A 24480-nucleotide genomic window follows, 5' to 3' on the forward strand; every position below is an offset into this window, starting at 1 on the left:
GGCATGATCAGTCCGTCGTACACGGGAGTTAAACCCCCTTGGAGCGGGAGTCTTCAACGCACCGGCGATCTGTAGCCAGACCTGACGGTGAATGGATGCCTAAACGTGATGCCATTCGAGGTGTTCCGTTATCCGGACGGTGGGTAACGGGTGTCGGACACGGGGCAGTTGGTGCGGTCACGGCGGATAAGGGCACTAACCGGACGATCCCTTGCCATCTACGCGCGAAGAAATGCGCGGCCCCGGGTGAAGGACCCGTGACGGCCCTTCACCGTTCGTTCAGCGACGGCCTCAGTAGACACCGCGCGCCGGCGGGTACCCGTACCCGCCCGCCACCGGCGCCTGCGCCGGGGCCGCGTGGGCCTCGCGGTCGTAGAACGGGCGCGCGTTGGCGCGCAGCCACATCGCCACCGGGTCGTACTCGTCGGACATCGCGACGGTGGACACGGGCAGGCCGTCCGGGACCGCGCCGATCGACTGCTGCATCATCGCCCGCACCGAGTCGACGGCGGGCGGCGAGGTGTCGTACACGTCGAGCCCGATGGCCAGATAAGGCGCCCCGAGCGTGGGCTGCACCCAGGTGCGCCGCAGCGAACGGACGGCGGGGGTGCGGTGCGCGTTCTGCGTGAGCAGGGCGTAGAACTGCGGGATCTCGATGCCGGGTTCGGACAGCCTGAGCGGGCCGGCGGGCTGACGCTCCAGGCCGGCGGCGATCCGGCGCAGGTCCAGCCAGGGGATGCCGAGCCCGCCGCCCGGGGCGTGCGGGTTGAGCCAGAGTCCGAAGTGGTCGGGGTAGAGGGTGCGGGCCACGTCGAGGCCGTCGACGACCTCGTACGACCTGTTCCAGCCACTGGCCGAGAGCTCCTGGGCGGAGGTGACGCACGGCGCGTAGCCGAAACCGCCCACCTCCATGTTTCCGTACTGGGCGTCCGGGGAGCCGCCCTGGCCGTGCCAGAGCAGCATCCACACCTGGCCGGACGACGGGGTCGCGAGCGCGCGAAGGAGCGCCTCGTAGGCGTCGTAACGCCCGGGCGTCACCTGGCGCAGCATGTGCTCGACCTGTCCGGCCGCGGCCGTGCCCGACGCACTCACCCTCAATCGCCCCTTCGCGAAGAAATCACGATGAACTCACCCATTACGCCAGCGACACCGGTGGCCCGGGTGCGTCGACACCTCGACCACACCCCGACCGAGCCATGAAACCAGCTTAAGCGGCGATCCTGACAGCGACTTGACGCATGGCGCGGGAGGGGCCACCGCGTCAGTAGCCCTGCCGGTAGAACGGGCGCACGTTCACGCGCATCCACTCCCCCACCGGGTCCTGCGCGACGTCCAGGAACACCATGTTCACCGGCCGGTCCACCGGCACCCGGCCGAGGGCCCGGCCCAGCGCGTCCAGCGGAGGCGCCGTGGCGTCGCCCTCCCAGCCCGCCAGTTCGACCCCGATGAACATCACGGGGTCGTCGCCCTCGATGCTGGCCAGGCAGCGGCGCGCGGTCAGCACCACACCGGTCGCCGCGAACTCGCCCGAGGCCGCGGCCAGGAAGTCCACCGGCTCGTCCTGCCAGTCGGGTTCGAAGAGTTTCACCCGGCCGCCGCTCGCGGGACCGTCCAGCGGGGTGCGTCCGGCACGGCACAGCTCGGCGACCGCGAGGGGCGGCAGCGGTACGCCCACCACACCGCCCGGGTTGATCGCGACGCCGACCTGCGGGGGCAGCCCGCGCGCGAACTCGACGGCGGGCGCGATGGTGAACGACAGATGGCTCCCGACGACCTGGCGGAACTGCTCCTCGGAGCTGAAGACCGGTACGTACGCCTGGCCGTCGATCTCCAGGGTGGGCAGGTCGAGGGGGCCCGCGTGCGGTCCGCCGCCGTTGGGCAGCGGCACCCAGACGAAGCTGCGGCCGAGGACCTCGACGATGCGGCCGCCCGCCGAGGGCACTCCGAGCGACGCGGAGAGCACCTCCTCCAGTTCGTTGCCCGGCCAGCCGCCGTGCGGGTGGGGGTGCGGGTGCGCTGGTGCCGGGAAGTCGGGGAAGTCCATCTGTCTACCGCCTGCTGTGAACCGCTGATCCGGTGTTCCGGTGTCCTGGTGTGCTGTTCTGGTCTGCTGCTCGGGTGCTCCGCTGTGGTGCTCCGGCTGGAAAGGTTAGTGGGCGCCTACGACCCTCTCGTACGACGATGTCCCGTTCTCCGGTACGAGCTCGCGTACGGCCTTCGTCCGACCGGCTCCGCGCTCCCGTGCGACGGGCTCCGGCACGACGGGTTCCCGTGCGGCGCGTGCCCCGGTGACCGGCCCCGCACCCTCCCAGCCGTCGGATCAGCCGTCGAAGTCGATCCGGCGCAGCACGTCCGCGGCGGTGCGGTCGAGGAGCACCGCCGAGCCGCAGCCCTCCGGCAGTTCGCCCCGCTCGACGGAGCGCAGCAGCCGGCTCAGCGCGCCCCGGTGCCGCGCGAACGCGTACCGCGAGACGCCCCTGCCGCGCTCACGCTGACCCTCCAGCGCCGTGCCCGCGGTGACGTCGAGGAGCAGGAGGTGGAGTGTGCCGCCGCGGCGGCGGGCCTCCCGGGCGAGCCAGCGGCGCACCCACGCCTGGGTACCGCAGTCGTGGACGACGACGCCGGCGCCGGAGCGCAGCGTGCGGCGCAGGCCCGCGTAGTGCGCGAGGCGGACGAGGGGGCGGTAGACCGCGTACGGGAGCCGGCGCGCCAGCCGGCCGTCCCAGCGGTCGCGGGTGTCCTGGGAGTCCACGCGCCGGCCGGCGACCGCGCGGCGCATCAGGGTCGACTTGCCGCTGCCCGGCAGTCCGGTGACCACCACGAGGTCCGCCGTGCCGAAGTACAGACCGTGCGGGCTGTGTCCCGCGCGCTCCCTGAGGTCGCGCACGACGGCCGCCGGAAGCGTGCCGCACCCCTCCCGGACCGGGGTACTCGGCTGCTGCGGCAGCGCGAGGGCCGAGGTCGTCGCGTACGCCCTGGTCCTGTTCACCGTGATCGTCCTCCCCTTGGGTCTGGAGTCCCATCCCCGTCGAGTGTAAAGAGAAGGTAATGCGCGGCGCTTCCTGTTTCCGTGTTCGGACTGCCACAGCCCGGTTACAGATGCGGACTGCCGTCATCGGACGGCGCGTGCAATGATGTGCCCGCCAACTGCATACCGGCCGCTTGAATCCGCGCGGGAGAGTTCCCAGTGACGTGCACGCATCCGTGTGACGTACGTTCTGCTGGGACGCCGAAGGAGCAAGTCCCTCCCTTGAATCTCTCAGGCCCCGTTACCGCGCGGGCGAGGCACATCTGAAAAGCGGGCCGCTCACCGGTGGCTCCACCCAAGGTGCAAGTCATGACCTCCGTTCGCGGGGTCGTGATGAACCTCTCAGGTTCCGATGACAGATGGGGAGGAACGACCTCGCCGTCATGCCTTGGGAGCCCCACCGATGAGCAGTAACGCACCCCGTCGTACCGCGCTCGATGCCCTGCATCGCTCGCTGGGCGCGACGATGACCGACTTCGCGGGCTGGGACATGCCCCTGCGGTACGGCTCCGAGCGCGACGAGCACGTCGCCGTCCGCACCCGGGCCGGTCTCTTCGACCTCTCGCACATGGGCGAGATCACGGTCACCGGCCCGCAGGCGGCCGCGCTCCTGAACCACGCGCTGGTCGGCAACATCGCCTCCGTCGGCGTGGGCCGTGCCCGCTACACCATGATCTGCCGTGCGGACGGCGGCATCCTCGACGACCTGATCGTGTACCGGCTGGCCGAGACCGAGTACATGGTCGTCGCCAACGCCTCCAACGCCGAGGTCGTCCTCGGCGCGCTGACCGAGCGCGCCGGCGGTTTCGACGCCGAGGTCCGCGACGACCGGGACGCGTACGCGCTGCTCGCCGTGCAGGGCCCCGAGTCCCCCGGCATCCTCAAGTCGCTCACCGACGCCGACCTCGACGGCCTGAAGTACTACGCCGGTCTGCCCGGCACGGTCGCGGGCGTCCCGGCGCTGATCGCGCGCACCGGCTACACGGGCGAGGACGGTTTCGAGCTCTTCGTGGCCCCGTCCGACGCCGAGAAGCTGTGGCAGGCGCTGACCGAGGCGGGCGCGCCGGCCGGGCTGGTCCCGTGCGGTCTGTCCTGCCGCGACACACTGCGCCTGGAGGCGGGCATGCCGCTGTACGGGCACGAGCTGACCACCTCGCTCACCCCCTTCGACGCGGGGCTCGGGCGCGTCGTGAAGTTCGAGAAGGAGGGCGACTTCGTGGGCCGCGAGGCCCTGGAGGCCGCCGCCGAACGCGCCGCCGCGAACCCCCCGCGGGTGCTCGTCGGGCTCGTCGCCGAGGGCCGCCGGGTGCCGCGCGCCGGGTTCGCCGTGGTCACGGGCGGCACGGTCGTCGGCGAGGTCACCTCCGGCGCTCCCTCCCCGACGCTGGGCCGGCCGATCGCGATGGCCTACGTCGACGCCGCGCACGCCGCACCGGGCACCCCCGGGGTCGGCGTGGACATCCGGGGCAGTCACGAACCGTACGAGGTCGTGGCGCTGCCGTTCTACAAGCGCCAGAAGTAGGTCCACCGGGGCTCGGGCGCGTCGACGTGACGTACCCCGTCGCGCCCTGTCCCCTTTCCGTTGTCCGTCCCTGCCCTTCCCTCGTCCTTCCCTTGTCCCAGGACACCCGACACCCCGTCCGTACCCGTGCATCAGCACTCCCCCGCGTACAGGAGAATTCAGGCCATGAGCAACCCCCAGCAGCTGCGCTACAGCAAGGAGCACGAGTGGCTGTCGGTCGCCGAGGACGGCGTCTCGACGGTCGGCATCACCGAGTTCGCGGCCAACGCGCTCGGCGATGTCGTCTACGCCCAGCTTCCGGAGGTCGGTGACACGGTGACCGCGGGCGAGTCCTGCGGCGAGCTGGAGTCGACCAAGTCGGTCAGTGACCTGTACGCGCCGGTCACCGGCGAGATCGTGGAGGCCAACCAGGACGTGGTGGACGACCCGTCGCTGGTGAACTCCGCCCCCTTCGAGGGCGGCTGGCTGTTCAAGGTACGCGTCACGGGCGAGCCGGACGACCTGATGTCCGCCGACGAGTACACCGCCTTCACCGCCGGCTGAGGAGTCACCGCATGTCGCTTCTGAACACGCCCCTTCACGAGCTGGACCCGGACGTCGCGGCCGCCGTCGACGCCGAGCTGCACCGCCAGCAGTCCACCCTGGAGATGATCGCCTCGGAGAACTTCGCTCCGGTCGCGGTCATGGAGGCCCAGGGCTCGGTCCTGACCAACAAGTACGCCGAGGGCTACCCGGGCCGCCGCTACTACGGCGGCTGCGAGCACGTCGACGTCGTCGAGCAGATCGCCATCGACCGCGTCAAGGCGCTGTTCGGCGCCGAGCACGCGAACGTGCAGCCGCACTCGGGCGCCCAGGCCAACGCGGCCGCGATGTTCGCGCTGCTCAAGCCGGGCGACACGATCATGGGCCTGAACCTCGCGCACGGCGGGCACCTGACCCACGGCATGAAGATCAACTTTTCCGGCAAGCTCTACAACGTGGTCGCGTACCACGTGGACGAGGAGTCGGGTCAGGTCGACATGGCCGAGGTCGAGCGCCTCGCCAAGGAGTCCAGGCCGAAGCTGATCGTCGCCGGCTGGTCCGCCTACCCCCGGCAGCTCGACTTCGCCGCCTTCCGCCGGATCGCGGACGAGGTCGGCGCGTACCTGATGGTCGACATGGCGCACTTCGCCGGCCTGGTCGCCGCGGGGCTGCACCCGAACCCGGTGCCGCACGCCCACGTCGTCACCACGACCACCCACAAGACGCTGGGCGGCCCGCGCGGTGGCGTGATCCTCTCCACCGCCGAACTGGCCAAGAAGATCAACTCCGCGGTCTTCCCCGGCCAGCAGGGCGGTCCCCTGGAGCACGTGATCGCCGCGAAGGCCGTCTCCTTCAAGGTCGCCGCCACCGACGACTTCAAGGAGCGCCAGCAGCGCACGCTCGACGGCGCGCGGATCCTCGCCGAGCGCCTGGTGCGGGCCGACGTCACCGAGCACGGTGTCTCGGTCCTGTCGGGCGGCACGGAGGTGCACCTGGTCCTGGTCGACCTGCGCAACTCCGAGCTGGACGGACAGCAGGCCGAGGACCGGCTGCACGAGGTCGGCATCACGGTCAACCGGAACGCGATCCCGAATGACCCGCGACCCCCGATGGTGACCTCGGGACTGCGCATCGGCACGCCCGCCCTCGCCACCCGCGGCTTCCAGGCCGAGGACTTCACCGAGGTCGCGGACATCATCGCCGAGACGCTGAAGCCGTCCTACGACGCGGACGCCCTCAAGGCCCGGGTGTCCGCTCTGGCCGACAAGCACCCGCTGTACCCCGGCCTGAAGTAGTTCGCGCGGAACGTACGATTCTTCGGGGCGCCGCGCACACTGGAAGCACAGCTGTGTGCGGCGCCCACCCCATGCACCACCCCGCTTGCTAGGAGTTCCCGTGGCCATCTCGGTCTTCGACCTGTTCTCGATCGGCATAGGCCCGTCCAGCTCCCACACGGTGGGCCCGATGCGCGCGGCACGGATGTTCGCCCACCGGCTGCGCAACGAGGACCTGCTGCCCGCCGTGGCCTCCGTCCGGGCCGAGCTGTACGGCTCACTGGGCGCGACCGGGCACGGGCACGGCACCCCCAAGGCGGTGCTGCTCGGTCTGGAGGGCGCCTCGCCGCGGACCGTGGACGTGGAGGGCGCAGACGACCGCGTCGAGGAGATCAAGGCCTCCGGCCGCATCAGTCTGCTCGGCGAGCGGGAGATCCCCTTCTCCTTCGACGACGACCTGGTCCTGCACCGGCGCAAGGCGCTCCCGTACCACGCGAACGGCATGACGATCTTCGCGTACGGCGCCTCCGGCGAACTCGTGCTGGAGAAGACGTACTACTCCGTCGGCGGCGGCTTCGTGGTCGACGAGGACGCGGTGGGCGAGGACCGCATCAAGCTGGACGACACCGTCCTGAAGTACGCCTTCCGCACGGGCGACGAGCTGCTGCGGCTGACCAAGGAGACCGGGCTGTCGATCTCGGCGCTGATGCTGGAGAACGAACGGGCCTGGCGCACCGAGGAGGAGATCCGCGAGGGTCTGCTCGCCATCTGGCGCGTGATGCAGGCGTGCGTCTCGCGCGGCATGTCCCGCGAGGGCATCCTGCCCGGCGGCCTGCGGGTGCGCCGCCGCGCCGCCGTCTCGGCCCGCCAGCTGCGCGCCGAGGGCGACCCGCTGGCCCACGCGATGGAGTGGATCACCCTCTACGCGATGGCGGTCAACGAGGAGAACGCGGCGGGCGGCCGGGTCGTCACCGCCCCCACCAACGGGGCCGCGGGCATCATCCCCGCTGTGCTGCACTACTACATCAACTTCGTCCCCGGCGCGGACGAGGACGGCGTGGTCCGCTTCCTGCTGGCCGCGGGCGCGATCGGCATGCTCTTCAAGGAGAACGCGTCCATCTCGGGCGCCGAGGTCGGCTGCCAGGGCGAGGTCGGCTCCGCCTGCTCGATGGCGGCGGGCGCCCTCGCCGAGGTGCTGGGCGGCTCCCCCGAGCAGGTCGAGAACGCCGCGGAGATCGGCATGGAGCACAACCTCGGTCTCACCTGCGACCCGGTCGGCGGCCTGGTCCAGATCCCCTGCATCGAGCGCAACGGCATGGCCGCGGTCAAGGCGGTCACCGCCGCGAAGATGGCGATGCGCGGCGACGGCTCCCACAAGGTGTCCCTCGACAAGGTCATCAAGACCATGAAGGAGACCGGCGCCGACATGAGCGTCAAGTACAAGGAGACGGCGCGGGGCGGGCTGGCGGTCAACATCATCGAGTGCTGAGGGACAGGCCCTCACCCGCGCGGTCGTCCTTCCGCGCCGCCGGTCCCGTCGGGGACCGGCCGGGTCCGCTCGGGCCGCGCCCGCTGCGGCACGTCGGCGGCGGGGATCATCCAGGGGCACTCGCCGGCCGCAGCAGCGGCCGGGACGTCTGGTCCACGAGCTGCCGGAGAACCGACAGGTGGCACTCGTCACCGCCCAGCTCGCCGAGGATGCGGTGCGCCTCGTCACGGAAGTGGTGGATGCCGTTCTCGTGGCGGTCGAGAACGGCGGGGGCGAGGAGGAGGCCGGCCAGGGCCGATCGTGACGCGGCGGATGTTCTCGCGGCCTCGCGCAGGTCCAGGAGGCGGTGCCTGGCATCGGGTGCCGCGTCTTCCAGCGCGCAGGCGAAAAGATAGGTCACCGTGCCGTTCAGCAGGTCTTCGTTCCGTTCGGAGACGATGTCCTCCTGGTCGTTGAACATCTGCCACAGCACTCCGAACACCGAGCCGAACTCCCGCCACAGATCCGTCCGCCCGGCCTCGGCGCCCGCCAGTATCGCGGCCATCGCCGTGATCATGCCGAAGGGGGCGCCGGACTTCCCCCGGTACGCCGTGACGACCGAGTTCCGGGACGCGTCGCCCGCGTCCGCGCGCATGTCGCCCAGCTGTCCTTGGGCGGCGGTGATCCCGCAGCCGAGGACCTCCTCCGTCAGAGCGCCGCGGACCGGCTCCGGGATCCGCCGCGAGCCGATCGCCCTCAGGGACAGCACGTGTCCCGTGACGACGGCCGCCAGGAGCGCCTCGTGCGGGGTGAGACCGGCGGGCGTGTGCGCGCCGTGCCCGTCCGACAGATCGTCCAGATAACAGGCCGAGGTCCACCACAGCACGTGCACGGCGGACAGCGGGACGGCGGGTCCGGGGTCGCCCGTCTCGACGCCGTGCACGATCAGCGGCAGCACCGACAGGGGGTACTTCATCTGCTGGTGGCGCAGAAGTCCGGTGACGACGCCCCTGACGGAATCCGCCGACGGGCCGAGCCCGTCCAGGATCGCTTCTATTTCCGCCTCTATCTCCGAGGAGAATTCCCGATGGAGATCCAGATAGGGCGCGGTGTTCATGTGATGTTCCGTGTTTCTCTGCTGGGAATGACCGGATACATTCATGGGCATATTTATGGGCATATCGCGGGCGGACCGGGCGTCGAGACGTCCGGTGCCTCCGGGCGCCGAGGCGTCCGGCGCCTCCTGGGCAGGGAACGGGTGACGGTGGCCGGACGGGAACGACTTCAGGCGGTGGCGGCCGCGCGCTCGTGCTCCGTCAGGGGCGGGCCTTCCAGGGGAGCCTTCTTCCGGCCGAGGTAGACCAGGGCGAGCATGTCGGGCATGAGCAGCCGGGCGGGCGGTTTCTCCATGCTCATCACGTCCAGCAGGATGCGGAGGGCGCGGGGGTTGCGTGAGCCGGCGTCGACGGCCCTGTCGACGAAGGCGGCGAGGTTCCTCTCGAGCCGGGTGGGGGGCTGGTCACTGGCGCCCGGATAGAACACGTCCTGGCCCACGGCCAGGCTCCACGCGTTCTCGACCGGGCGGGCCGCGGCCCGCTGGATGCGCCGGGACGTGCCGGGGGCGCGGAGGTCCCGCCGTCTCAGGACACCGCGCAGGGCGACGACGCTCTGTGCGGCGGCGCTCAGTCCGTGACCGTAGACGGGGTTGAAGCCGGCGACGGCCTCGCCGAGCACGGCGAAGCCCTCGGGCCAGCGGGCGGCCTTCTCGTAGTAGCGCCGTTTGTTGGCCGTGCTGCGGGTGGTGACGACGTCCGTCTCCGGCTCGGCGCCGGCGAGGAGTTCACCGATGACGGGGTGCGGCAGTTCGAGCGCGAAGGGAACGAACCGCTCGTTGTCGCCGCTGGGCCGGCCGCCGCGGGTTCCGGCGAGCGTGACCAGCCAGCGGCCGCCTTCGATGGGGGTGATGATGCCGCCCCTGCCGGGGTTCTGGCGGGGGTCGACCTGGACATTGACGATCGGGAAACCGGCGGCGGTCGTGCCCGGAGCGCGGTAGATGCGGCTTGCGTATCCGACACCCGCGTCGACCGTGCGCTCGGCCACCGGGGGGAGGCCGAGGCTCCGCAGCCAGCCGGGGGCGCGGCTGCCACGGCCGCTCGCGTCGATGACCAGGTCGGCGGCGATGCTGCTGTGGGTGTCCCCCGCGCGTATGCGGACTCCGGTCACGCGTCTGTCGTCGCCTTCCAGGGACAGCAGTTCGGTTTGCTGCCGCAGGGAGATCCGCTGGTCCTCCAGCACCCTGGCGCGGATCACGGCGTCGAGCAGATCGCGGCTGCACAGGAGATTGACGTGGCGGGCGTGATCGAAGCGACGGAACCACTGCCCCGACGGGGCTTTGGACACCAGGTCGGTCATGATGCGGCCGGTCCGGGCTCCCTGGCCGACGAGTTGGCCGACGACACCCGGCAGGAGTTCCTCGATGGCCTTGACCCCGCCGGACCACAACACGTGGGCGTGCCGGGCCTGCGGCAGCCCCTTGCGGGGACGCGGACCGTCCGGCAGGACGTCGCGCTCGACGAGCGTGACGTCGGCGTGGTCGGCGAGCACGGCCGCCGCGAGCATGCCCGTCATGCCCCCTCCGATGACCACGGCGGTGCGGCGGGGAGCTGATCTGTCGGGCATGTACGGATCTCTCTTCTGTCGCGGTGGTGAGCGGAGTGGTCCGGGTCCGGCCGGCCGGCCGGTTGTCGCGGGCCACCGCCGCGTCGGTGCGATGGACGTGTCCAGCCGAAGGCTTCCCGGATGAGGGGCGGTTCGATCTCCCGCGGGCACTCTCACCACGCGTCACCGTCCGACGGCGTGAGGGTGCTTCCGCCACGATCGCCGCCCCGACGATCAGAACCGTACCCAACTGCACCGAAACGAACTGGACCGGACCGGAGTGGACCGAACTGGACTGGACCGGACCGGACTTGGACCGGACCGGTGCGGGCCACGCCGCACGCCTCCCGCGGCCGGCTCGGGCTCATGAACGCGGGGGCCCAGCACCCGGATTCCCGCGACGGCCCGGCCCCGACAGCTTCAGCCCGGCGGCCGGCCGGAGCGGTGCGCCGGGCACGCGGAACACGACGCGGCTGTCGGCGACATGAAGCGTGGAGCGGTGGAGGGGTCGGGGCCTGGGTTCACAGGGCGGTTCTCTCGTCGTCCGCCGCCACGGGGGCCACGGCGGCGACGCGGGCCGCCGCGACGACGGGGGACGTGCGCAACGCACACGCCACACCCACCAGGGTGGCCCGCGACGCGAAGGCCACGGTGTTCCGCGCGACGGCCACCCGGGGGGCGGGCACGTCGTCGCGGTGGGAGCGGACCGCCGCGGCGATCATCGCCGCGAGGCCGACCCGGAAGGCGTCCTCGGTGCCGTACCCCGCGGCCCGGGCCGTGGTCTGCGCGTGGGAGCGGACCCGGTCGTCGAGGTGCGGGCGGACCAGGTTCAGGCCGTCCTGGATGCCGGTCTCACGCTGGGTGAGGCGCATGGCGCAGGACGAGTACCAGGGGATCGGCGCGGCGAGCGGCACGCCGGGCGAGGCACTGCCGAGTTCACGCCACAGAGGGCCGAGCCGCCTCCAGGTCGTCACCTCGCGCCAGAGGGCGACCAGTCGCGGGCCGTACAGCGGCAGTGTGAAGCCGACGGTGGCGACGGTGGCGGCCAGGCCCACGAGGCCGGGCGCCAGGACGGTACTCAGCACGTCCCAGTTCCGGCCGGTCCACCGTGCCGCCACGGCGGTCAGCTTCAGTGTGCTGAAGGACAGATTGAGCAGCCAGCCGGCCACGAGCAGCCACAGCCCGGCCCGCAGCCAGCCGTCCACCCGCAGCGCCCAGCGCCAGCACAGCACCGTGGTGGCGACCGCCGCGGTCATGTGGCCGAGCAGATACAGCACGATCATCTGCCCGATCCACGGCACGCCGGCGTAGTACGTGTCGAGGTCCGTCCGCCGCTCGACAGGGGCGTCCCCCAGGACGAACAGAAGGATCAACAGGACGATCACGACGGCATAGCCGGTCTGCCAGCGCCGCGCGAGACGGCGCACGTGGCCGGCCGGACCTCCGCGCCAGTGCAGGATGAGCACCAGACAGGAGGCGCTGTAGGCGCTGACGACGGTGTAGACGAGAAGAGCGGCGAGGTTCGGGACGCCGCTCGTCCTGTTCACGGCGGCGACGGTGGGCGGGGCGGCGAAGGCGAACCCGGCGCCTCCCAGGAAGATCACCCAGCACACCCATCGGACCAGCGGATCGCGCCAGGATCTCACCAGCTCGGGCAGTTTCGAGCCGAGGCCGGCCCACAGGGCCAGCGCGGGTATGTAGTAGGCCGAGGCGCCCACGGCTCAGGCCCTGGACCGGAGTTGTCCCGGTGACGGGGTGATCCGGCCGGCGCTCCGGGTCCGGTTCCCGGCGGGGGGGCCGGCCTTCCCTTCGAGCCCGATCCGCGGCCGCGTCACCGCCCGCCGGTCGGCGACCACGCCGTCCCGCTCGGGAAGTTCAGGAAGTTCAGGAAGTTCGGGCGGTTCGGGCGGTTCGGGCCGCAGGACCGTGGCGGTACCGTGCGCGGACTCCCCTTCGAGCATTTCCCTGGCTCTGCCTGTACGCACCGTTCTCCCCGCGAACCTTTGCGTGGGCGCCCGTGGCCCGGAATCCGCCGAGCCTCACCCTGCCCGCAAATATGCCAAACGAGATACCCCTTCGGCCACATCAGGCTCTGCCCGGCGCAACAAGCTGCGGGGCCCGAAGTGCCGATCAAAAACGACTTGCACCGATCTGCGCCCACCGGTCGTCGGCCGGTCGTTCGAGGGTAAGCGGGCGACGCGGGGGAACGTCACTCGGAGAGGTCACAAGACCGTGAAACCCGGAATCCACCCCGCGCACAGGGGCACAATCGCTCGCACCCACCCCCCACACGCACGGAGGAGTCGCCCATGCTCCGCGGCATCGACGTCAGCGCCTACCAGTCGTCCGCCTACTCCACCGACGGGCTCTCCTTCGTCTTCATCAAGGCGACCGAGGGCCGTTCGTACGTCAATCCGAAGCTCACCGCCCAGGTGAAGACGGCCCGCGACGCCGGCTGCGTCGTCGGTTTCTACCACTTCCTGTGGCCCGGCGACATCACGGCCCAGGCCGAGTACTTCGTCGGCAAGGCCCCGGAGAAGGCCGGTGACCTGCTCGCCGTCGACTGGGAGACCACCGGTGACGGCACCCACGCCAGCAACGCGGAGAAGGACCGCTTCGTGCGCAAGGTGAAGGAACTGAGGCCGGACCACCGGGTCCTGCTCTACACGAACCGCAACTTCTGGCTCACCGTCGACACCACCTCGTACGCGGGAGACGGTCTGTGGATCGCCGACTACGTGACCGCGGGCGAGCCCCGCGTCAAGGCCCGTTGGCGCTTCCATCAGTACACCGACAGCCCCCTGGACAAGGACGTCGCGCAGTTCTCCAGCAAGGCGGCGCTGCGCGAGTGGGCCGCGGTCGACCGACCGGCCGGGGCCCGGCCGCAATCCGGCGGCGGTCCGGAGACGAGTACGCCGTCCGGCGTCGGCTGACCGGCGCCGGACGGCGGGCGTCCAAGGGCTGTGAACGTCAGCCGCGGAAGTCCGCGGGACGCTCCTCGGACGCCTCCGCCAGCGCCTCGGTCACCGCGTCGAGGCCCTTCTGGAGGCCGTACACCGGGGTGCCGGGCTGCTGCCGCCAGGATTCGTCGATGCCTCCCGCGTCGACCGTGTCGAAGCCGAGTGCGTCGACGAGGTCCCGTACGACCCGCTTGGCGGCGTCGTCGTCGCCGGCCACCGGAAGGGCCATGCGGTCGGGGTCGCCCGCCGGGCGGTGCCGGTCCAGGATGTCCTGCGCGTACGTGCCGTTGAACGCCTTCACGACGGGATGGCCGATCTGCTGGGACGTCCAGCGGCTCTCGGTCAGCCCGCCGTCCTCGATCGCGGCGATCCTGCCGTCCCGCTGCTGCGGGTAGTAGTTGCCGGTGTCGATGACGGCGACCCCGTCCGCCGCACCGTCCAGCAGACCGGACGGCAGGTCGGGCACCGCCTTCAGCGGGACCGTGACCACGACCACCTCGGCACCGCGCGCCGCCTCCCCGACCGTGACGGGCGTCGCCCCGGTCTCCTCGGCCAGCGCGGTCAGGGTCTGGGGGCCGCGGGAGTTCGCGACGGAGACGTCGTGTCCGAGGGCGGTCAGCCGCCGGGTGAGGTTGCCGCCGATGTTGCCCGCGCCGATGATGCCGATCTTCATGAGTGCCAGGCCCTTCAGTGGTTGATACTCCTGATGGCGAGCGTCAACCCCGCGGCGGGGGAGGCTATTCCAGGGCGTAGGGCACTCGGGTGGTTACGCCCCCTCCCCGGCGCATGACGAAGGGGCGCCCGCCGGTTCACCGGTGGACGCCCCCGCGCGTGCGTCACTTGTTCAGGTGGGTCCAGAACTCGTCGAACGAGAGGACCTTGTCGCCGTTGAGGTCGCGGGTGGCGATGACGGCCTCCGCCACCGACTCGGTGACGTTCCAGTCGCCGCCCTGGGCGAGGGCGCTCTTGAACTCGGCCGCGGTGATGAAACCGTCACCATCCGTATCGATCCGCTCGAACTGCTTGCGTGCTTCCTCGATGTCCGCCACCGATCCGCCCCTTCGTAGTGCATTACTGCCGTGTGTACGGAGGTCAGATTAACGGGCGGCCCGGCCCCGCGGTGCGGCGACCACCCACGCGCACTCCCCGCCGCGCGCGGGCGGGGTTCGCCGCTCCTCCGGCCGGGGGCACCCGCCCAGGACGCGGACGCCGTCGTCGATCGCGCCGGTGGGTCCGGGCCTCCGGCGGGTGGCGGCCCAACGGGCGGGAAGGGTAAGGGAACGGGCGACACTCCGCGCGGCATTCCGGACGCGACGGCCCGCGGCGCCTTCCCCCGGCCGACGGCTCCACCACCGTCGTAGCGCGGCACTCCCACAGGGACGCCGGTGTCCTCGCCTTCACGGCGCACTCCGTCGTCTTCACCGACGAGGACCCCCGGTGGGTGCGCGGGACGCCGGCCACGGTCGGCTGCGACCCGCTCGCCGCGGCCGTGAATCCCCGGTTCCTGGCCGCGTTCATGGACCGTACGGGGCGCTCCCACGGCACGGTCGACCTGCTGCCGGCCGCCGCGCCGGTGCCGGGGATCGTGGCACGGGTCGCCCGCGGGCCCACCCCTCGCCCCGGTGCGGTCCTGTCCGGTCCCGTCCGCGGGCGCGGAGATCCGGCCCCATGGGGCCCGGGGGTCAGCGGAAGATGCCGGTGTGGCCGAGCGAGTAGCGGCCCGGCTGCGGGTAGACGGCCAGGCCGTGCGGCCCGCTGCCGACCGGGATGCGGGCCAGCTGCTTACCGGAGCGCGTGTCGATGGCGTACACCTCGGAGTTGTAGCGCCCGGACAGCCACAGAACCCTGCCGTCGGCCGAGACACCGCCCATGTCGGGGCTGCCGCCGTTCGGCAGGCGCCACTTCTTGGTCAGCCTGTCCTGGGCGAAGTCGAAGACGGAGATCGTTCCCTCGCCCCGGTTGGAGATGTACATCTCCCGGGAGTCACGGCTGACGTACAGGCCGTGGCAGCCCTTGCCGGTGGGCAGCAGCGTCGGCTTGCCGAACGTGTCCCCGTCCAGGACCCACACCCCGTCGGCCACCATGTCGGCGACGTAGAACTTCTTTCCGTCCGGGGAGATCTTCACGTCCTGCGGCATGGCGCCGCGGAAGGGCAGCTTCTGGTGCGCGACGACCTTCATCTTCTCGGTGTCGACCTTGAGCAGCTCACCGCTGAACTCGCACGACACGATGAAGTAGCGGCCGTCGGGCGAGAAGTCGGCGTGGTTGACGCCGTAGCACTCGACCGGTTCGGTCTTCCTGCGCTCCATGGTGTGCGCGTCGCGGAAGACCAGCTCGCGGTCGAGGGAGGCCATGACGATGGCGTACTTGCCGTTCGGCGTGAAGTACAGGTTGTAGGGGTCGTGCACGTCGACGGACTTTCCGGCCTTGCCGGTCCTCGGGTCGATGGGCGTGAGCGAGTTGCCCCGGTCGTTGTTGACCCAGAGCGTCTTCATGTCCCAGGAGGGCACGACGTGCTGGGGCTGGACCCCGACCCGGATCGTCTTGATGACCTTGTACGTCTCCGGGTCGATGACGGAGACGGTGTTGGAGTTGGTGTTGGGCACGTAGACGCGGGACGGGAAGTCCTTGACGACCGGGGACAGCCGGTTCGCGCGGTCGGCGGCGTAGACGTCCTTCGGGTCGAGCACGGGAGGCATGCCGGGCAGGCCGTCCGGCTTCTTCGGCAGGGCCGGCCGGACGGCGGCCTGAGTGCCGTGAGTCTGGTTCGCGTGGTCCTTCGACCCGCCGTCGCAGCCCGCGAGGGCGGCGAGCACGGCGCCCGCGATCAGGGCGCGCTGGAGGTGGTTGCGGTTGCGGTGCATCAGCTCAGCAGCTCCGTGGTGGTGACCGCGCGCAGACCGCGACGGCCGAGTTCTTCCAGGACGGCGGGGAGCGCGGCGACCGTGTCCGCGTACCCGAAGTGCATGCTCACCACGGACCCGTTGCGGATCCCGCCGAGAACCTGGCGGGTGACGGCGGGGGCGCCCGGCGAGGTGTAGTCGAGCGAGTCGAGGTCGTACGAGAGGACGTGCGGGTAGCCCGCGCCGCGGGCGAGCCGTTCGACGGCAGGGGAGGCGCGGGGGGTGCGGGAGGGCCGGAACCAGGTGCCGATGGATCCGGTCAGCCGGCGCAGTCGCTCCCCGCAGCCCCTGATCTCCGCGTCCGCGTCCGCCTCGGACATCGCGTTGATGTCGAGATGGCGCAGGGTGTGGTTGCCGAGGTCGTGGCCGCCGTCGAGGATGCGCCGGGCCAGGTCGGGGTGTTCGTCCAGCCAGGTCCCGACCACGAGCACGGTGACCCGGGCTCCGTTCCTCTCGGCCTCGCCGAGCAGCGTCCTGGCCACGGCCGGGTCGCCCTGACCGTGGAAGGTGAGGGCGACCCGGGGGCGGTCGCGGGGGCCGTGGGTGATCTCGGCGGGCTGCTGCGGGAACCGCCGGGGCGCGGGTGCGGCGGCCGGCGCGGCCCGGTGTGCGGGCGGCTGTGTGCCGGACGCGCGGGACGCGGCGGGCGGGTGGGCGGCGGCGCCGGTCGTGGCGCAGCCGGCGGTGAGCGTCCCGGCGGCGAGGGTCCCGGCGGCGAGTGCGACACCCGAACGCAGCGCCGAACGCCGGTCCGGCGCGGCACGCGTGACGCTCTCTTCGGTGGAGTGCTGAGGGGGACGGGCGGGCGTGGTCACTCGCACCATTTAAGGGCGCTTCGGTAAGAAATCCGGCGATTGGACCGATAGGCGGGGTGCGGGTCGCGGCGCGCGGCTCGGGTCCGCGCCGGGAACGGGGGCACGGACGGTACGCGGACGAGTACGTGAGTGGGTGCGCGGACGCAGACGCGAGTGGGTGCGCGGACGAGGCCGCGAGTGGGTGCGCGGACGAGGCCGCGAGTGGGTGCGCGGACAGGGGCGCGAGTGGGTGCGCGGACAAGGGCGCGAGTGGGTGCGCGGACAAGGCCGTGGGCGAAGGCGCGGGCGAAGGTCCGGTGGTCCCCGGCGTCCTTACCCGGTCAGCGGTCGGCGACGCGCATCTCGAACCAGGTCGTCTTGCCGCGGGGCAGGAGGTCGACGCCCCAGCGGTCGGAGAGCTTGTCGACGAGGAAGAGGCCGCGGCCGCTGAGGTCCATCTCCTGGACCGGCATCAGACAGGGCAGCCCCCGGGAGGGGTCGCGGACCTCCACGCGGATCCAGCCCCGGCGCCGCCGCATCCGCAGTCCGAAGACTCGGGCGCCCGTGTGCCGGACGGCGTTGCCGACGAGTTCGGACACGAGCAGCACGGCGTCCTCGGTCATCTTCGGGGAGAGTCCCCATTGGCGCAGGACCACGACCTGGGTGAGCCGGCGTGCGGTGGCCGCGGATTCGGGGCGGGACGGCAGCGGCACCTCCGCCTCCGTCGGGTTGCCGAACAACTCGAGCGCCTTCAACGCCCGTTCGTCCTCGACCGCAGGCGACCAGCGCGCCGCGGTCGCACTCACGTGCCGCCGCGGCTGTTCCATACCCTCCAGCCCCGCCATGCCCCCATCATGGCCGCCCAGAGCACGCCCGGGGGCCGTTCCGGAGGAATACACCCCCCGGAAGCTCTCATTCCGCACCATCCGATCGGCATATGCCAGGGGCAGTTCGGAGCTCGCCGCAGCCCGTCCCACCTGCCATGACACCACCTCGGGGGGCAATCGCCGAGAGTCCCCCGCAAGGCAGCCTTAAGGCTGCCTTAAGGACCGCATAATCCAGCCCTTCGGGGGACACCGGGTAAGACACCGAGTCAACTGCAAGTGGATCAACCGAACTTGACGGGTGAATTTCCGCGGAGGCGGACGCGTCCGGTCAGAGGAACTTCGCCTTGCCCGGCCCCTCCTCGACGAAGCTGCGCATCCCCCGCTCACGGTCCTCCGTCGCGAACAGGCCCGCGAACCAGTTCCGTTCCACCGCGAGGCCGGTCTCCAGGTCCGTCTCCAGACCGGTGTCGATCGACTCCTTCGCCGCGCGCAGCGCGATCGCGGGTCCCTGAGCCAGCTTCGCGGCCCACGTGTGCGCCTGGGTGTACACCTCGGCGGCGGGGACGATCCGGTCCACCAGCCCGAGCGAGAGCGCCTCGTCGGCCTTCACCATCCGGCCCGTGAAGATGAGGTCCTTCGCCCTGGAGGGTCCGATCAGCCGGGAGAGGCGCTGGGTGCCGCCGGCGCCCGGGATCAGACCGAGGAGGATCTCCGGCTGCCCGAACCTGGCGTCGTCCGCGGCGATGCGGAAGTCCGCGCAGAGCGCCAACTCGCAGCCACCGCCGAGCGCGTACCCGGTGACGGCCGCGACGACGGGCTTGGGGATGCGGGCCACGGCGCTGAAGGAGTCCTGCAGGGCCCGGGACCTGACGATCATCGCCGCGTGGTCCATGGCCTGCATCTCCTTGATGTCCGCGCCCGCCGCGAACACCTTCTCCCCGCCGTGGATGACCACGGCGCGTACGTCCGTGCGCCGGGTGACCTCCTCGGCGAGCTCCTTGAGACGGTCCTGCGTGGCGACGTCCAGCGCGTTCATGGGAGGGCGGTCCAGGCGGAGGGTGCCGACGCCTTCGGCCACTTCGAGATGCACAGTCATGCAGGCAGGTTAACGCGCGCTAACGACAACGGGCCCGGTGTGCTGGGTCACAGCACACCGGGCCCGTTGCCGAGGACGGGACGAACCGTCAGGCGGTCCACTTCTCCCAGGACATGTTCCAGCCGTTCAGGCCGTTGTCCGGAGCGACCGTACGGTCGTGGGAGCGCTTGACGACCACCACGTCACCGGTGATCGAGTGGTCGAAGAACCAGGCGGCGGGAGCACTGCGGTCGCCTCCGCCGCGGACGTCGCGCAGGCCCACGCAGCCGTGGCTGGCGTTGTAGTTGCCGAAGGCGTCGCCGCCCCAGTAGTTGCCGTGGATGAAGGTGCCGGAGTCGGTCAGGCGCTGGGCGTCCGGCACGTCCTTGATGTCGTACTCGCCGCCGTAGCCGACCGTCTCGCCGTTCATCCGGGTCACCCGGAGCTGCTCGCTGATCACCATCTGGCCGTTCCAGGTGTCGTAGCCCGGCTTGCCCGTGGTGATCGGGATGGTCTTGATGACCTTGCCGTCACGCCGGACGACCATCTTGTGGGTCTTCGCGTCGACGGTGGAGACCTGGCTGCGGCCGATCGTGAACGACACCGTCTTGGTCTGCTTGCCGTAGACACCGGGCCGGCCCTCGACGCCGTCGAGATCCAGGGTGACGGTGACCTTCGTCCCGGCCTTCCAGTACTGCTCGGGACGGAAGTCGAGGCGGTCGTTGCCGAACCAGTGGCCCTGGACGTCCACGGCCGGCTCGGTCTTGACGGTGATCGCCTTCTCGACGTCCCCGGGGTGCGTGATGCCCCGGGTGAAGCGGACCGAGAAGGGCATTCCGACGCCGACCTTGGAACCGTCCTCGGGCGTGAACAGCCCGACGAAGGTGTTCTTCGGAGTCAGCGTGGTGAACGCGGACTCCTCGGCCGCCTCACGGCCGTCGGCGTCCTTGGCCACCGCGTGGACCTTGTACTTCGTGGCGGCGGCGAGGTGGGTCGCCGGCGTCCAGCTGGCCCCTCCGCCGGTTATCTCCCCGTCCACCGCCTTGCCCTTGGTGTCCTCGACCTTCACCTCGGTCAGCTTGCCCTTGGCCGCGGTCACCTTGAGGGCACCGCTGGTGGCCACACCGCCGCTGCCGTCCTTCGGGGCGATGGTCACCACGGCCTGCGAGGCCTTGGTGTCCGCCTTCCCGGAGCCGCCGGCTCCCTTGCCCTTGCTCTCGCCGGAGCCGGATTCCGAGCTCCCTCCACCACCGCAGGCGGTCACGGCGAGCAGCAGCACACCCAGCAGCAGGGCCAGGACTCCCTTGCTCCCCCGGGTCCGCGCACCCACCGACGTCCCCGATATCGGTCGCCCGTTCACGTTCGTTCTCCCCTCGCACGGCCTGATCAGGCCCGCACCCCGGCGCGTCCCCGCGCGTATCGCGCAAATTAATCACACGGTCAGAAGCGATGGATCCCCGGGACTGTCACTGTTCAGTCCCAACTTCGGCCGTGTGGGGGCGGGCTGGGTTCCGGCCTGTCCCCCCGCCCGCTCGCGCCTCGCCCGATGCCCGTCCCCTCGCCCCCCGCCCGCTCGCGCCTCGCCCGGTGCCCGTCCGCCCGCGCCCCGGCGTCCGCCCGTCCGTACCCGGGCGTCCGCCCGCCGCGGTCACGTCGCCGCGCCGCCCGCCTTCCACTTCGTCCAGCCCATGTTCCATCCCCCGAGGCCGTTGTCGGGAGCGACCTTCTTGTCCTTGCTGTGGACGACCTCGACGACGTCGCCGATCAGACTGCGGTCGAAGAACCAGCCCGCGGGGGTGTCGGAGCCGCCGCCCTTCACGTCCCGCAGACCGACGCAGCCGTGGCTGACGTTCGTGGAGCCGAAGACGTCGCCCGACCAGTAGTTGCCGTGCAGGAAGGTCCCGGAGTCGGTGAGGCGCATCGCGTGCGGGACGTCGGGGATGTCGTACTCCCCGCCGAACCCGACCGTGCGGCTGTTCATCCGGGTCATCTCCAGCATCTCCATGACGACCATCTTCCCGTTGTAGGTCGTGGTCTCGGGGGAGCCGGCGGTGATCGGCACCGTGGTGAGGAGGTCGCCGTCGCGGCGGACCTCCATGGTGTGGTCGGCGGCGTCGACGAGCGAGACCTGGCTGCGGCCGACGGTGAAGGTGGTGGTCCTGGACTGGAGTCCGTAGACGCCCGGCGCTCCTTCCACGTCGCGCAGTCGCAGGTCGACCGTCACCTCGGTCCCCGGTTTCCAGTACTTCTCGGGCCGGAAGTCGAGACGGTCCTTGCCGAACCAGTGCGGGCGGATCTCGACCGCGGGGCTGGCCTCCACGTGGATCGCGCGCTCGACGGCGGCCCGGTCGCTGATCTCCCGGTTGAACTCCAGTGAGACGATCATTCCGGTGCCGACGGTGGAACGGTTCTCCGGCGTCGCGTAGCCGATGAACCGTTCCCCGGGGACGTACGTGGTGAACGTCGTGTGCCGCGCCGTACGCCTCCCGTGCCCGTCGAGGGCCACCACGTCCACGGCGTACCTGGCGCCCAGGGCGAGCCGGGGGCTGTCGGGCCGCCAGGTCAGGCCGTCGGCGGAGAGGTGTCCGGGCACCGCGGACTCCTGTGCGTCCTGGTCCTTGACGACCTGCACGGACTCCAGCCGGCCGTCCGCCACCCGTACCCGCAGCTCCTGCCGCGGTCGTACGTTCTTGCTGTTGTCGGCCGGGGACACCTGGATGACGTCCTCGGCGGCGGGGGGTTTGCCGAGCACCTCGTCCATGGTGCCCGAGGTGCACCCGGCGGCTCCGGCCAGCAGTCCGGCCCAGGTCAGTGCGGCGGCCAGCGCGGCCCCCGCGCGCCGGGGGCCCCATGTCGTATGCCTCACGCGAACCTCGTGTCCTTCCGGCCGGGGGCAGGGGATCGCCCTCTGGAAATGCGGTACAGGGGGCCCAACGACCGCGCACCTCCGGGGAAACGTGAGTGCGAGGCAAGCTCTGGGCAGAACAGTGGGGAGGACGACGCGAGGAGGAGCCGCGGCCGGGACGCCGTGCGCTCCTCTTCGGGCCGCCCACCGAGCCGCGGGAGGCTGAACGGTGTCGAGCGCAGCCGAGCAGGAGGCAGTGCAGGAGGGGCGCGCCCCGGACGGCGAAGCGCGGGAGGGACGCGCGACCGAGGGCGGTGTACGGGAACGGGACGCGCCCGGGAGCGGTGTGCGCGAGAAGCGTCTGCCCGACGGTGTGCTGCCCGCACCCCTGGCGAACGGGTCCCGGCGCCCGGCTCCCGCGGTGGCCGTGTGGCCCGGAGCGCCGACCCCGCTCGGGGCCCGCTTCCGGGTCGGTCCGGACGGCGTGGCGGGCACCAACTTCGCGCTCTGGGCGGGCGGGGCGGAGGCCGTCGACCTCTGCCTCTTCGACGAGCGGGACGGCGTGACCCACGAGACCCGGGTCCCGCTCACCGAGCTGACGCACGAGATCTGGCACGGCTTCGTCCCCGGCGTGCTGCCCGGCCGCCGCTACGGCTATCGCGTGCACGGCCGCTGGGACCCGTGGACCGGCGCCCGCTGGAACCCGGCGAAGCTGCTCCTCGACCCGTACGCCCGCGCCGTGGACGGCGACTTCAGCCTGCCGCCGGAGGTCTACGGACATGTCCGCGACTGGCCGCAGCAGCAGGTCGCGGACACCGTGCGGGACGACCGGGACTCGGCGCCGTACGTCCCCAAGGGCGTCGTCGTCCAGGACGACGACGACTGGTCGGACGACCACCGCCCGAAGACCCCGTGGGCGGACTCGGTCATCTACGAGCTGCATGTACGGGGTTTCACCCGCCTGCACCCGGGGATTCCCGAGGAGTTGCGCGGCACCTACGCCGGGCTGGCGCACCCCGCGGCGATCGAGCACCTGGTCACGCTCGGTGTCACGGCCGTGGAGCTGCTGCCGGTGCATCAGTTCGCGCACGAGGACCATCTGCTGCGCCGGGGTCTGAAGAACTACTGGGGCTACAACTCGATCGGCTACTTCGCCCCTCACGCGGGCTACGCCGCCGCGGGGACGACGGGCGGGCAGGTCGGCGAGTTCAAGCGGATGGTGCGGGCGCTGCACGCGGCGGGCATCGAGGTGATCCTCGACGTGGTCTACAACCACACGGCCGAGGCGGGTGAGCTGGGGCCGATGCTGTCGCTGCGCGGTATCGACAACCGGGGGTACTACCGGCTCCAGTCGGACGCCCGGCGGTACGCGGACTACACGGGGTGCGGGAACACGCTGCACGTGGTGCAGCCGCACGTACTGCGGCTGATCACGGACTCGCTGCGGTACTGGGTGACGGAGATGGGGGTGGACGGCTTCCGTTTCGATCTGGCGGCGGCGCTGGCCCGTTCCATGCACGACGTGGACATGCTGTCGCCGTTCCTGGCCGTCATCGCGCAGGATCCGGTGCTGCGGCGCGTGAAGCTCATCGCGGAGCCGTGGGACGTCGGGTCCGGCGGCTACCAGGTGGGGGCCTTCCCGCCGCTGTGGACGGAGTGGAACGACCGGTACCGCAACGCGGTGCGGGACTTCTGGCGGGGGGCGCTGCCGGACGTACGGGATCTGGGCTACCGGCTGTCGGGGTCGAGCGACCTGTACGCGTGGGGCGGACGGCGGCCGTACGCGTCCGTGAACTTCGTGACCGCGCACGACGGTTTCACCCTGCGGGACCTGGTCTCCTACGAGCGCAAGCACAACGAGGCCAACGGGGAGGGGAACCGGGACGGCACGGACGACAACCGGGCCTGGAACTGCGGGGTGGAGGGGGAGACGGACGAGGAGCGCGTCCGGGCCCTGCGGCGGCGGCAGTTGCGGAACCTGCTGACCACGCTGCTGCTGTCCACCGGGGTGCCGATGCTCGTCGCCGGGGACGAGTTCGGGCGGACGCAGCGCGGCAGCAACAACGCGTACTGCCAGGACAACGAGATCAGCTGGATCGACTGGAGTCTGCTGGAGGAACCGGGCTGGCGGGCCCTGTTCGATCTGACGGCACGGCTGATCGCGCTGCGGCACCGGCATCCGGTGTTGCGGCGGCGGGCGTTCTTCTCGGGCCGGGCGCACTCCGTGGACGGGCTGCGGGACCTGGCGTGGTTCACCGCGCGCGGGGCGGAGATGACGGAACGCGACTGGTACGCGCCCGCCGGGACGCTGGGCATGTATCTGTCGGGGCGGGACATCCCCGGGCGGGACGCCCGGGGGGCGCCGGTGGTGGACGACAGCTTCCTCGCGGTGCTGCACGCCGGGGACCGGCCGACGGGCTTCGTGCTGCCGGGCCCGCCGTGGGCCCGGCGCTACGAGGTCGTGGTCGACACCTCGGCGGAGGAGCAGGGCGCGTCGCCGGGGGTGGTCCACCGCGCGGGGGCGACGATCACGGTGCCGGCCCGGGCGGTGCTGCTGCTGCGGGTGGTGTCGTGACGCGGGCGGCGTGAGCGGGGCGGGGCGTC

At 71.5% G+C, this 24480-nt stretch carries 19 protein-coding genes, 1 pseudogene and 2 riboswitches; of the genes and pseudogenes, 6 read left to right on the forward strand and 14 right to left on the reverse strand.

The genetic code is table 11. The annotated features are described in order from the left end of the window. Positions 1 to 291: 291 nt before the first annotated feature. From GFH48_RS13385 to GFH48_RS13395, 3 genes are all read right to left on the reverse strand, one after another. Positions 292 to 1092, reverse strand: coding sequence for an enhanced serine sensitivity protein SseB C-terminal domain-containing protein (locus GFH48_RS13385; RefSeq protein ID WP_153288489.1), 801 nt, complete (start codon positions 1090 to 1092; stop codon positions 292 to 294). Between the two features lie 169 nt (positions 1093 to 1261). Beyond that, positions 1262 to 2044 (reverse strand): enhanced serine sensitivity protein SseB, encoded by a 783-nt coding sequence (locus GFH48_RS13390; protein ID WP_153288490.1) that lies wholly within the window; start codon positions 2042 to 2044, stop codon positions 1262 to 1264. Between the two features lie 276 nt (positions 2045 to 2320). After that, positions 2321 to 2995: an AAA family ATPase gene (locus GFH48_RS13395; protein ID WP_153288491.1), complete on the reverse strand. Its 675-nt coding sequence runs from the start codon at positions 2993 to 2995 to the stop codon at positions 2321 to 2323. A 168-nt stretch (positions 2996 to 3163) separates the two neighbouring features. Further along, positions 3164 to 3285, forward strand: a riboswitch (glycine riboswitch). Next, a riboswitch (glycine riboswitch) is annotated at positions 3286 to 3397 on the forward strand. A 34-nt stretch (positions 3398 to 3431) separates the two neighbouring features. On the opposite strand from GFH48_RS13395, the gene gcvT reads away from it, so the two are divergent. The 4 genes from gcvT (at position 3432) to GFH48_RS13415 (ending at position 7835) form a co-directional block, all read left to right on the forward strand. Then, positions 3432 to 4550: a glycine cleavage system aminomethyltransferase GcvT gene (gene gcvT / locus GFH48_RS13400; RefSeq protein ID WP_153288492.1), complete on the forward strand. Its 1119-nt coding sequence runs from the start codon at positions 3432 to 3434 to the stop codon at positions 4548 to 4550. A gap of 165 nt (positions 4551 to 4715) precedes the next feature. Then, positions 4716 to 5093 carry a glycine cleavage system protein GcvH gene (gcvH, locus tag GFH48_RS13405; protein WP_153288493.1) on the forward strand — a complete coding sequence of 126 codons (378 nt, stop codon included), beginning with the start codon at positions 4716 to 4718 and terminating at the stop codon, positions 5091 to 5093. Between the two features lie 11 nt (positions 5094 to 5104). Beyond that, positions 5105 to 6367 (forward strand): serine hydroxymethyltransferase, encoded by a 1263-nt coding sequence (glyA, locus tag GFH48_RS13410; protein WP_153288494.1) that lies wholly within the window; start codon positions 5105 to 5107, stop codon positions 6365 to 6367. A gap of 100 nt (positions 6368 to 6467) precedes the next feature. After that, positions 6468 to 7835 (forward strand): L-serine ammonia-lyase, encoded by a 1368-nt coding sequence (locus GFH48_RS13415; RefSeq protein ID WP_153288495.1) that lies wholly within the window; start codon positions 6468 to 6470, stop codon positions 7833 to 7835. Positions 7836 to 7941: 106 nt separating this feature from the next. Here GFH48_RS13415 and GFH48_RS13420 read toward each other — a convergent pair whose 3' ends face one another. The 3 genes from GFH48_RS13420 to GFH48_RS13430 form a co-directional block, all read right to left on the reverse strand. Further along, positions 7942 to 8931, reverse strand: a complete 990-nt coding sequence (locus GFH48_RS13420; protein ID WP_153288496.1) for a polyprenyl synthetase family protein — start codon at positions 8929 to 8931, stop codon at positions 7942 to 7944. A gap of 167 nt (positions 8932 to 9098) precedes the next feature. Further along, positions 9099 to 10493, reverse strand: coding sequence for an FAD-dependent oxidoreductase (locus tag GFH48_RS13425; protein WP_153288497.1), 1395 nt, complete (start codon positions 10491 to 10493; stop codon positions 9099 to 9101). A gap of 500 nt (positions 10494 to 10993) precedes the next feature. Then, positions 10994 to 12190, reverse strand: a complete 1197-nt coding sequence (locus tag GFH48_RS13430) for an MAB_1171c family putative transporter (protein ID WP_153288498.1) — start codon at positions 12188 to 12190, stop codon at positions 10994 to 10996. A 591-nt stretch (positions 12191 to 12781) separates the two neighbouring features. Between GFH48_RS13430 and GFH48_RS13435 the strand changes: the two genes are divergently transcribed. Beyond that, complete coding sequence (locus GFH48_RS13435) at positions 12782 to 13405, forward strand: glycoside hydrolase family 25 protein (protein ID WP_153288499.1); 624 nt, start codon at positions 12782 to 12784, stop codon at positions 13403 to 13405. Between the two features lie 37 nt (positions 13406 to 13442). On the opposite strand, the pseudogene GFH48_RS13440 reads toward GFH48_RS13435, so the two are convergent. From GFH48_RS13440 to GFH48_RS13475, 8 genes and pseudogenes are all read right to left on the reverse strand, one after another. Continuing rightward, a pseudogene (locus GFH48_RS13440) lies at positions 13443 to 14126 on the reverse strand (NADPH-dependent F420 reductase); the annotation flags it as partial. A gap of 142 nt (positions 14127 to 14268) precedes the next feature. Then, entirely contained in the window at positions 14269 to 14481 is a 213-nt protein-coding gene (locus GFH48_RS13445) for an EF-hand domain-containing protein (RefSeq protein WP_148010556.1), read from the reverse strand. 633 nt (positions 14482 to 15114) lie between these two features. Further along, a complete protein-coding gene (locus tag GFH48_RS13450; RefSeq protein WP_153288501.1) occupies positions 15115 to 16296 on the reverse strand; it encodes a YncE family protein in 1182 nt (393 codons plus the stop codon). After that, positions 16296 to 17159: a polysaccharide deacetylase family protein gene (locus tag GFH48_RS13455; protein ID WP_153288502.1), complete on the reverse strand. Its 864-nt coding sequence runs from the start codon at positions 17157 to 17159 to the stop codon at positions 16296 to 16298. The genes GFH48_RS13450 and GFH48_RS13455 overlap by 1 nt, the downstream gene beginning before the upstream one ends. 311 nt (positions 17160 to 17470) lie before the next feature. Next, on the reverse strand, positions 17471 to 17974 hold the full coding sequence (locus tag GFH48_RS13460) for an ATP-binding protein (RefSeq protein ID WP_194280577.1): 504 nt from the start codon (positions 17972 to 17974) through the stop codon (positions 17471 to 17473). Positions 17975 to 18284: 310 nt separating this feature from the next. Then, positions 18285 to 19052: an enoyl-CoA hydratase/isomerase family protein gene (locus GFH48_RS13465; RefSeq protein WP_153288504.1), complete on the reverse strand. Its 768-nt coding sequence runs from the start codon at positions 19050 to 19052 to the stop codon at positions 18285 to 18287. Positions 19053 to 19140: 88 nt separating this feature from the next. Next, entirely contained in the window at positions 19141 to 20391 is a 1251-nt protein-coding gene (locus GFH48_RS13470; protein ID WP_153288505.1) for a L,D-transpeptidase, read from the reverse strand. Positions 20392 to 20679: 288 nt separating this feature from the next. Then, positions 20680 to 21897, reverse strand: coding sequence for a L,D-transpeptidase (locus GFH48_RS13475; protein ID WP_153288506.1), 1218 nt, complete (start codon positions 21895 to 21897; stop codon positions 20680 to 20682). Between the two features lie 208 nt (positions 21898 to 22105). Between GFH48_RS13475 and glgX the strand changes: the two genes are divergently transcribed. Next, positions 22106 to 24451 carry a glycogen debranching protein GlgX gene (gene glgX, locus GFH48_RS13480; RefSeq protein ID WP_153288507.1) on the forward strand — a complete coding sequence of 782 codons (2346 nt, stop codon included), beginning with the start codon at positions 22106 to 22108 and terminating at the stop codon, positions 24449 to 24451. Positions 24452 to 24480: the final 29 nt, after the last annotated feature.

Source organism: Streptomyces fagopyri, from assembly GCF_009498275.1.
GTDB lineage: Bacteria > Actinomycetota > Actinomycetes > Streptomycetales > Streptomycetaceae > Streptomyces > Streptomyces fagopyri.

Excerpts from the sequence above, each read along its gene's own strand:
- glyA (WP_153288494.1), top strand. The coding sequence starts at position 5,105 with ATGTCGCTTCTGAACACGCCCCTTCACGAGCTGGACCCGGACGTCGCG.
- gcvT (WP_153288492.1), top strand. The coding sequence starts at position 3,432 with ATGAGCAGTAACGCACCCCGTCGTACCGCGCTCGATGCCCTGCATCGC.
- GFH48_RS13450 (WP_153288501.1), bottom strand. The coding sequence starts at position 16,296 with ATGCACCGCAACCGCAACCACCTCCAGCGCGCCCTGATCGCGGGCGCC.
- GFH48_RS13465 (WP_153288504.1), bottom strand. The coding sequence starts at position 19,052 with ATGACTGTGCATCTCGAAGTGGCCGAAGGCGTCGGCACCCTCCGCCTG.
- GFH48_RS13435 (WP_153288499.1), top strand. The coding sequence starts at position 12,782 with ATGCTCCGCGGCATCGACGTCAGCGCCTACCAGTCGTCCGCCTACTCC.
- GFH48_RS13420 (WP_153288496.1), bottom strand. The coding sequence starts at position 8,931 with ATGAACACCGCGCCCTATCTGGATCTCCATCGGGAATTCTCCTCGGAG.
- gcvH (WP_153288493.1), top strand. The coding sequence starts at position 4,716 with ATGAGCAACCCCCAGCAGCTGCGCTACAGCAAGGAGCACGAGTGGCTG.
- GFH48_RS13390 (WP_153288490.1), bottom strand. The coding sequence starts at position 2,044 with ATGGACTTCCCCGACTTCCCGGCACCAGCGCACCCGCACCCCCACCCG.
- GFH48_RS13455 (WP_153288502.1), bottom strand. The coding sequence starts at position 17,159 with ATGGTGCGAGTGACCACGCCCGCCCGTCCCCCTCAGCACTCCACCGAA.
- GFH48_RS13460 (WP_194280577.1), bottom strand. The coding sequence starts at position 17,974 with ATGGCGGGGCTGGAGGGTATGGAACAGCCGCGGCGGCACGTGAGTGCG.
- GFH48_RS13425 (WP_153288497.1), bottom strand. The coding sequence starts at position 10,493 with ATGCCCGACAGATCAGCTCCCCGCCGCACCGCCGTGGTCATCGGAGGG.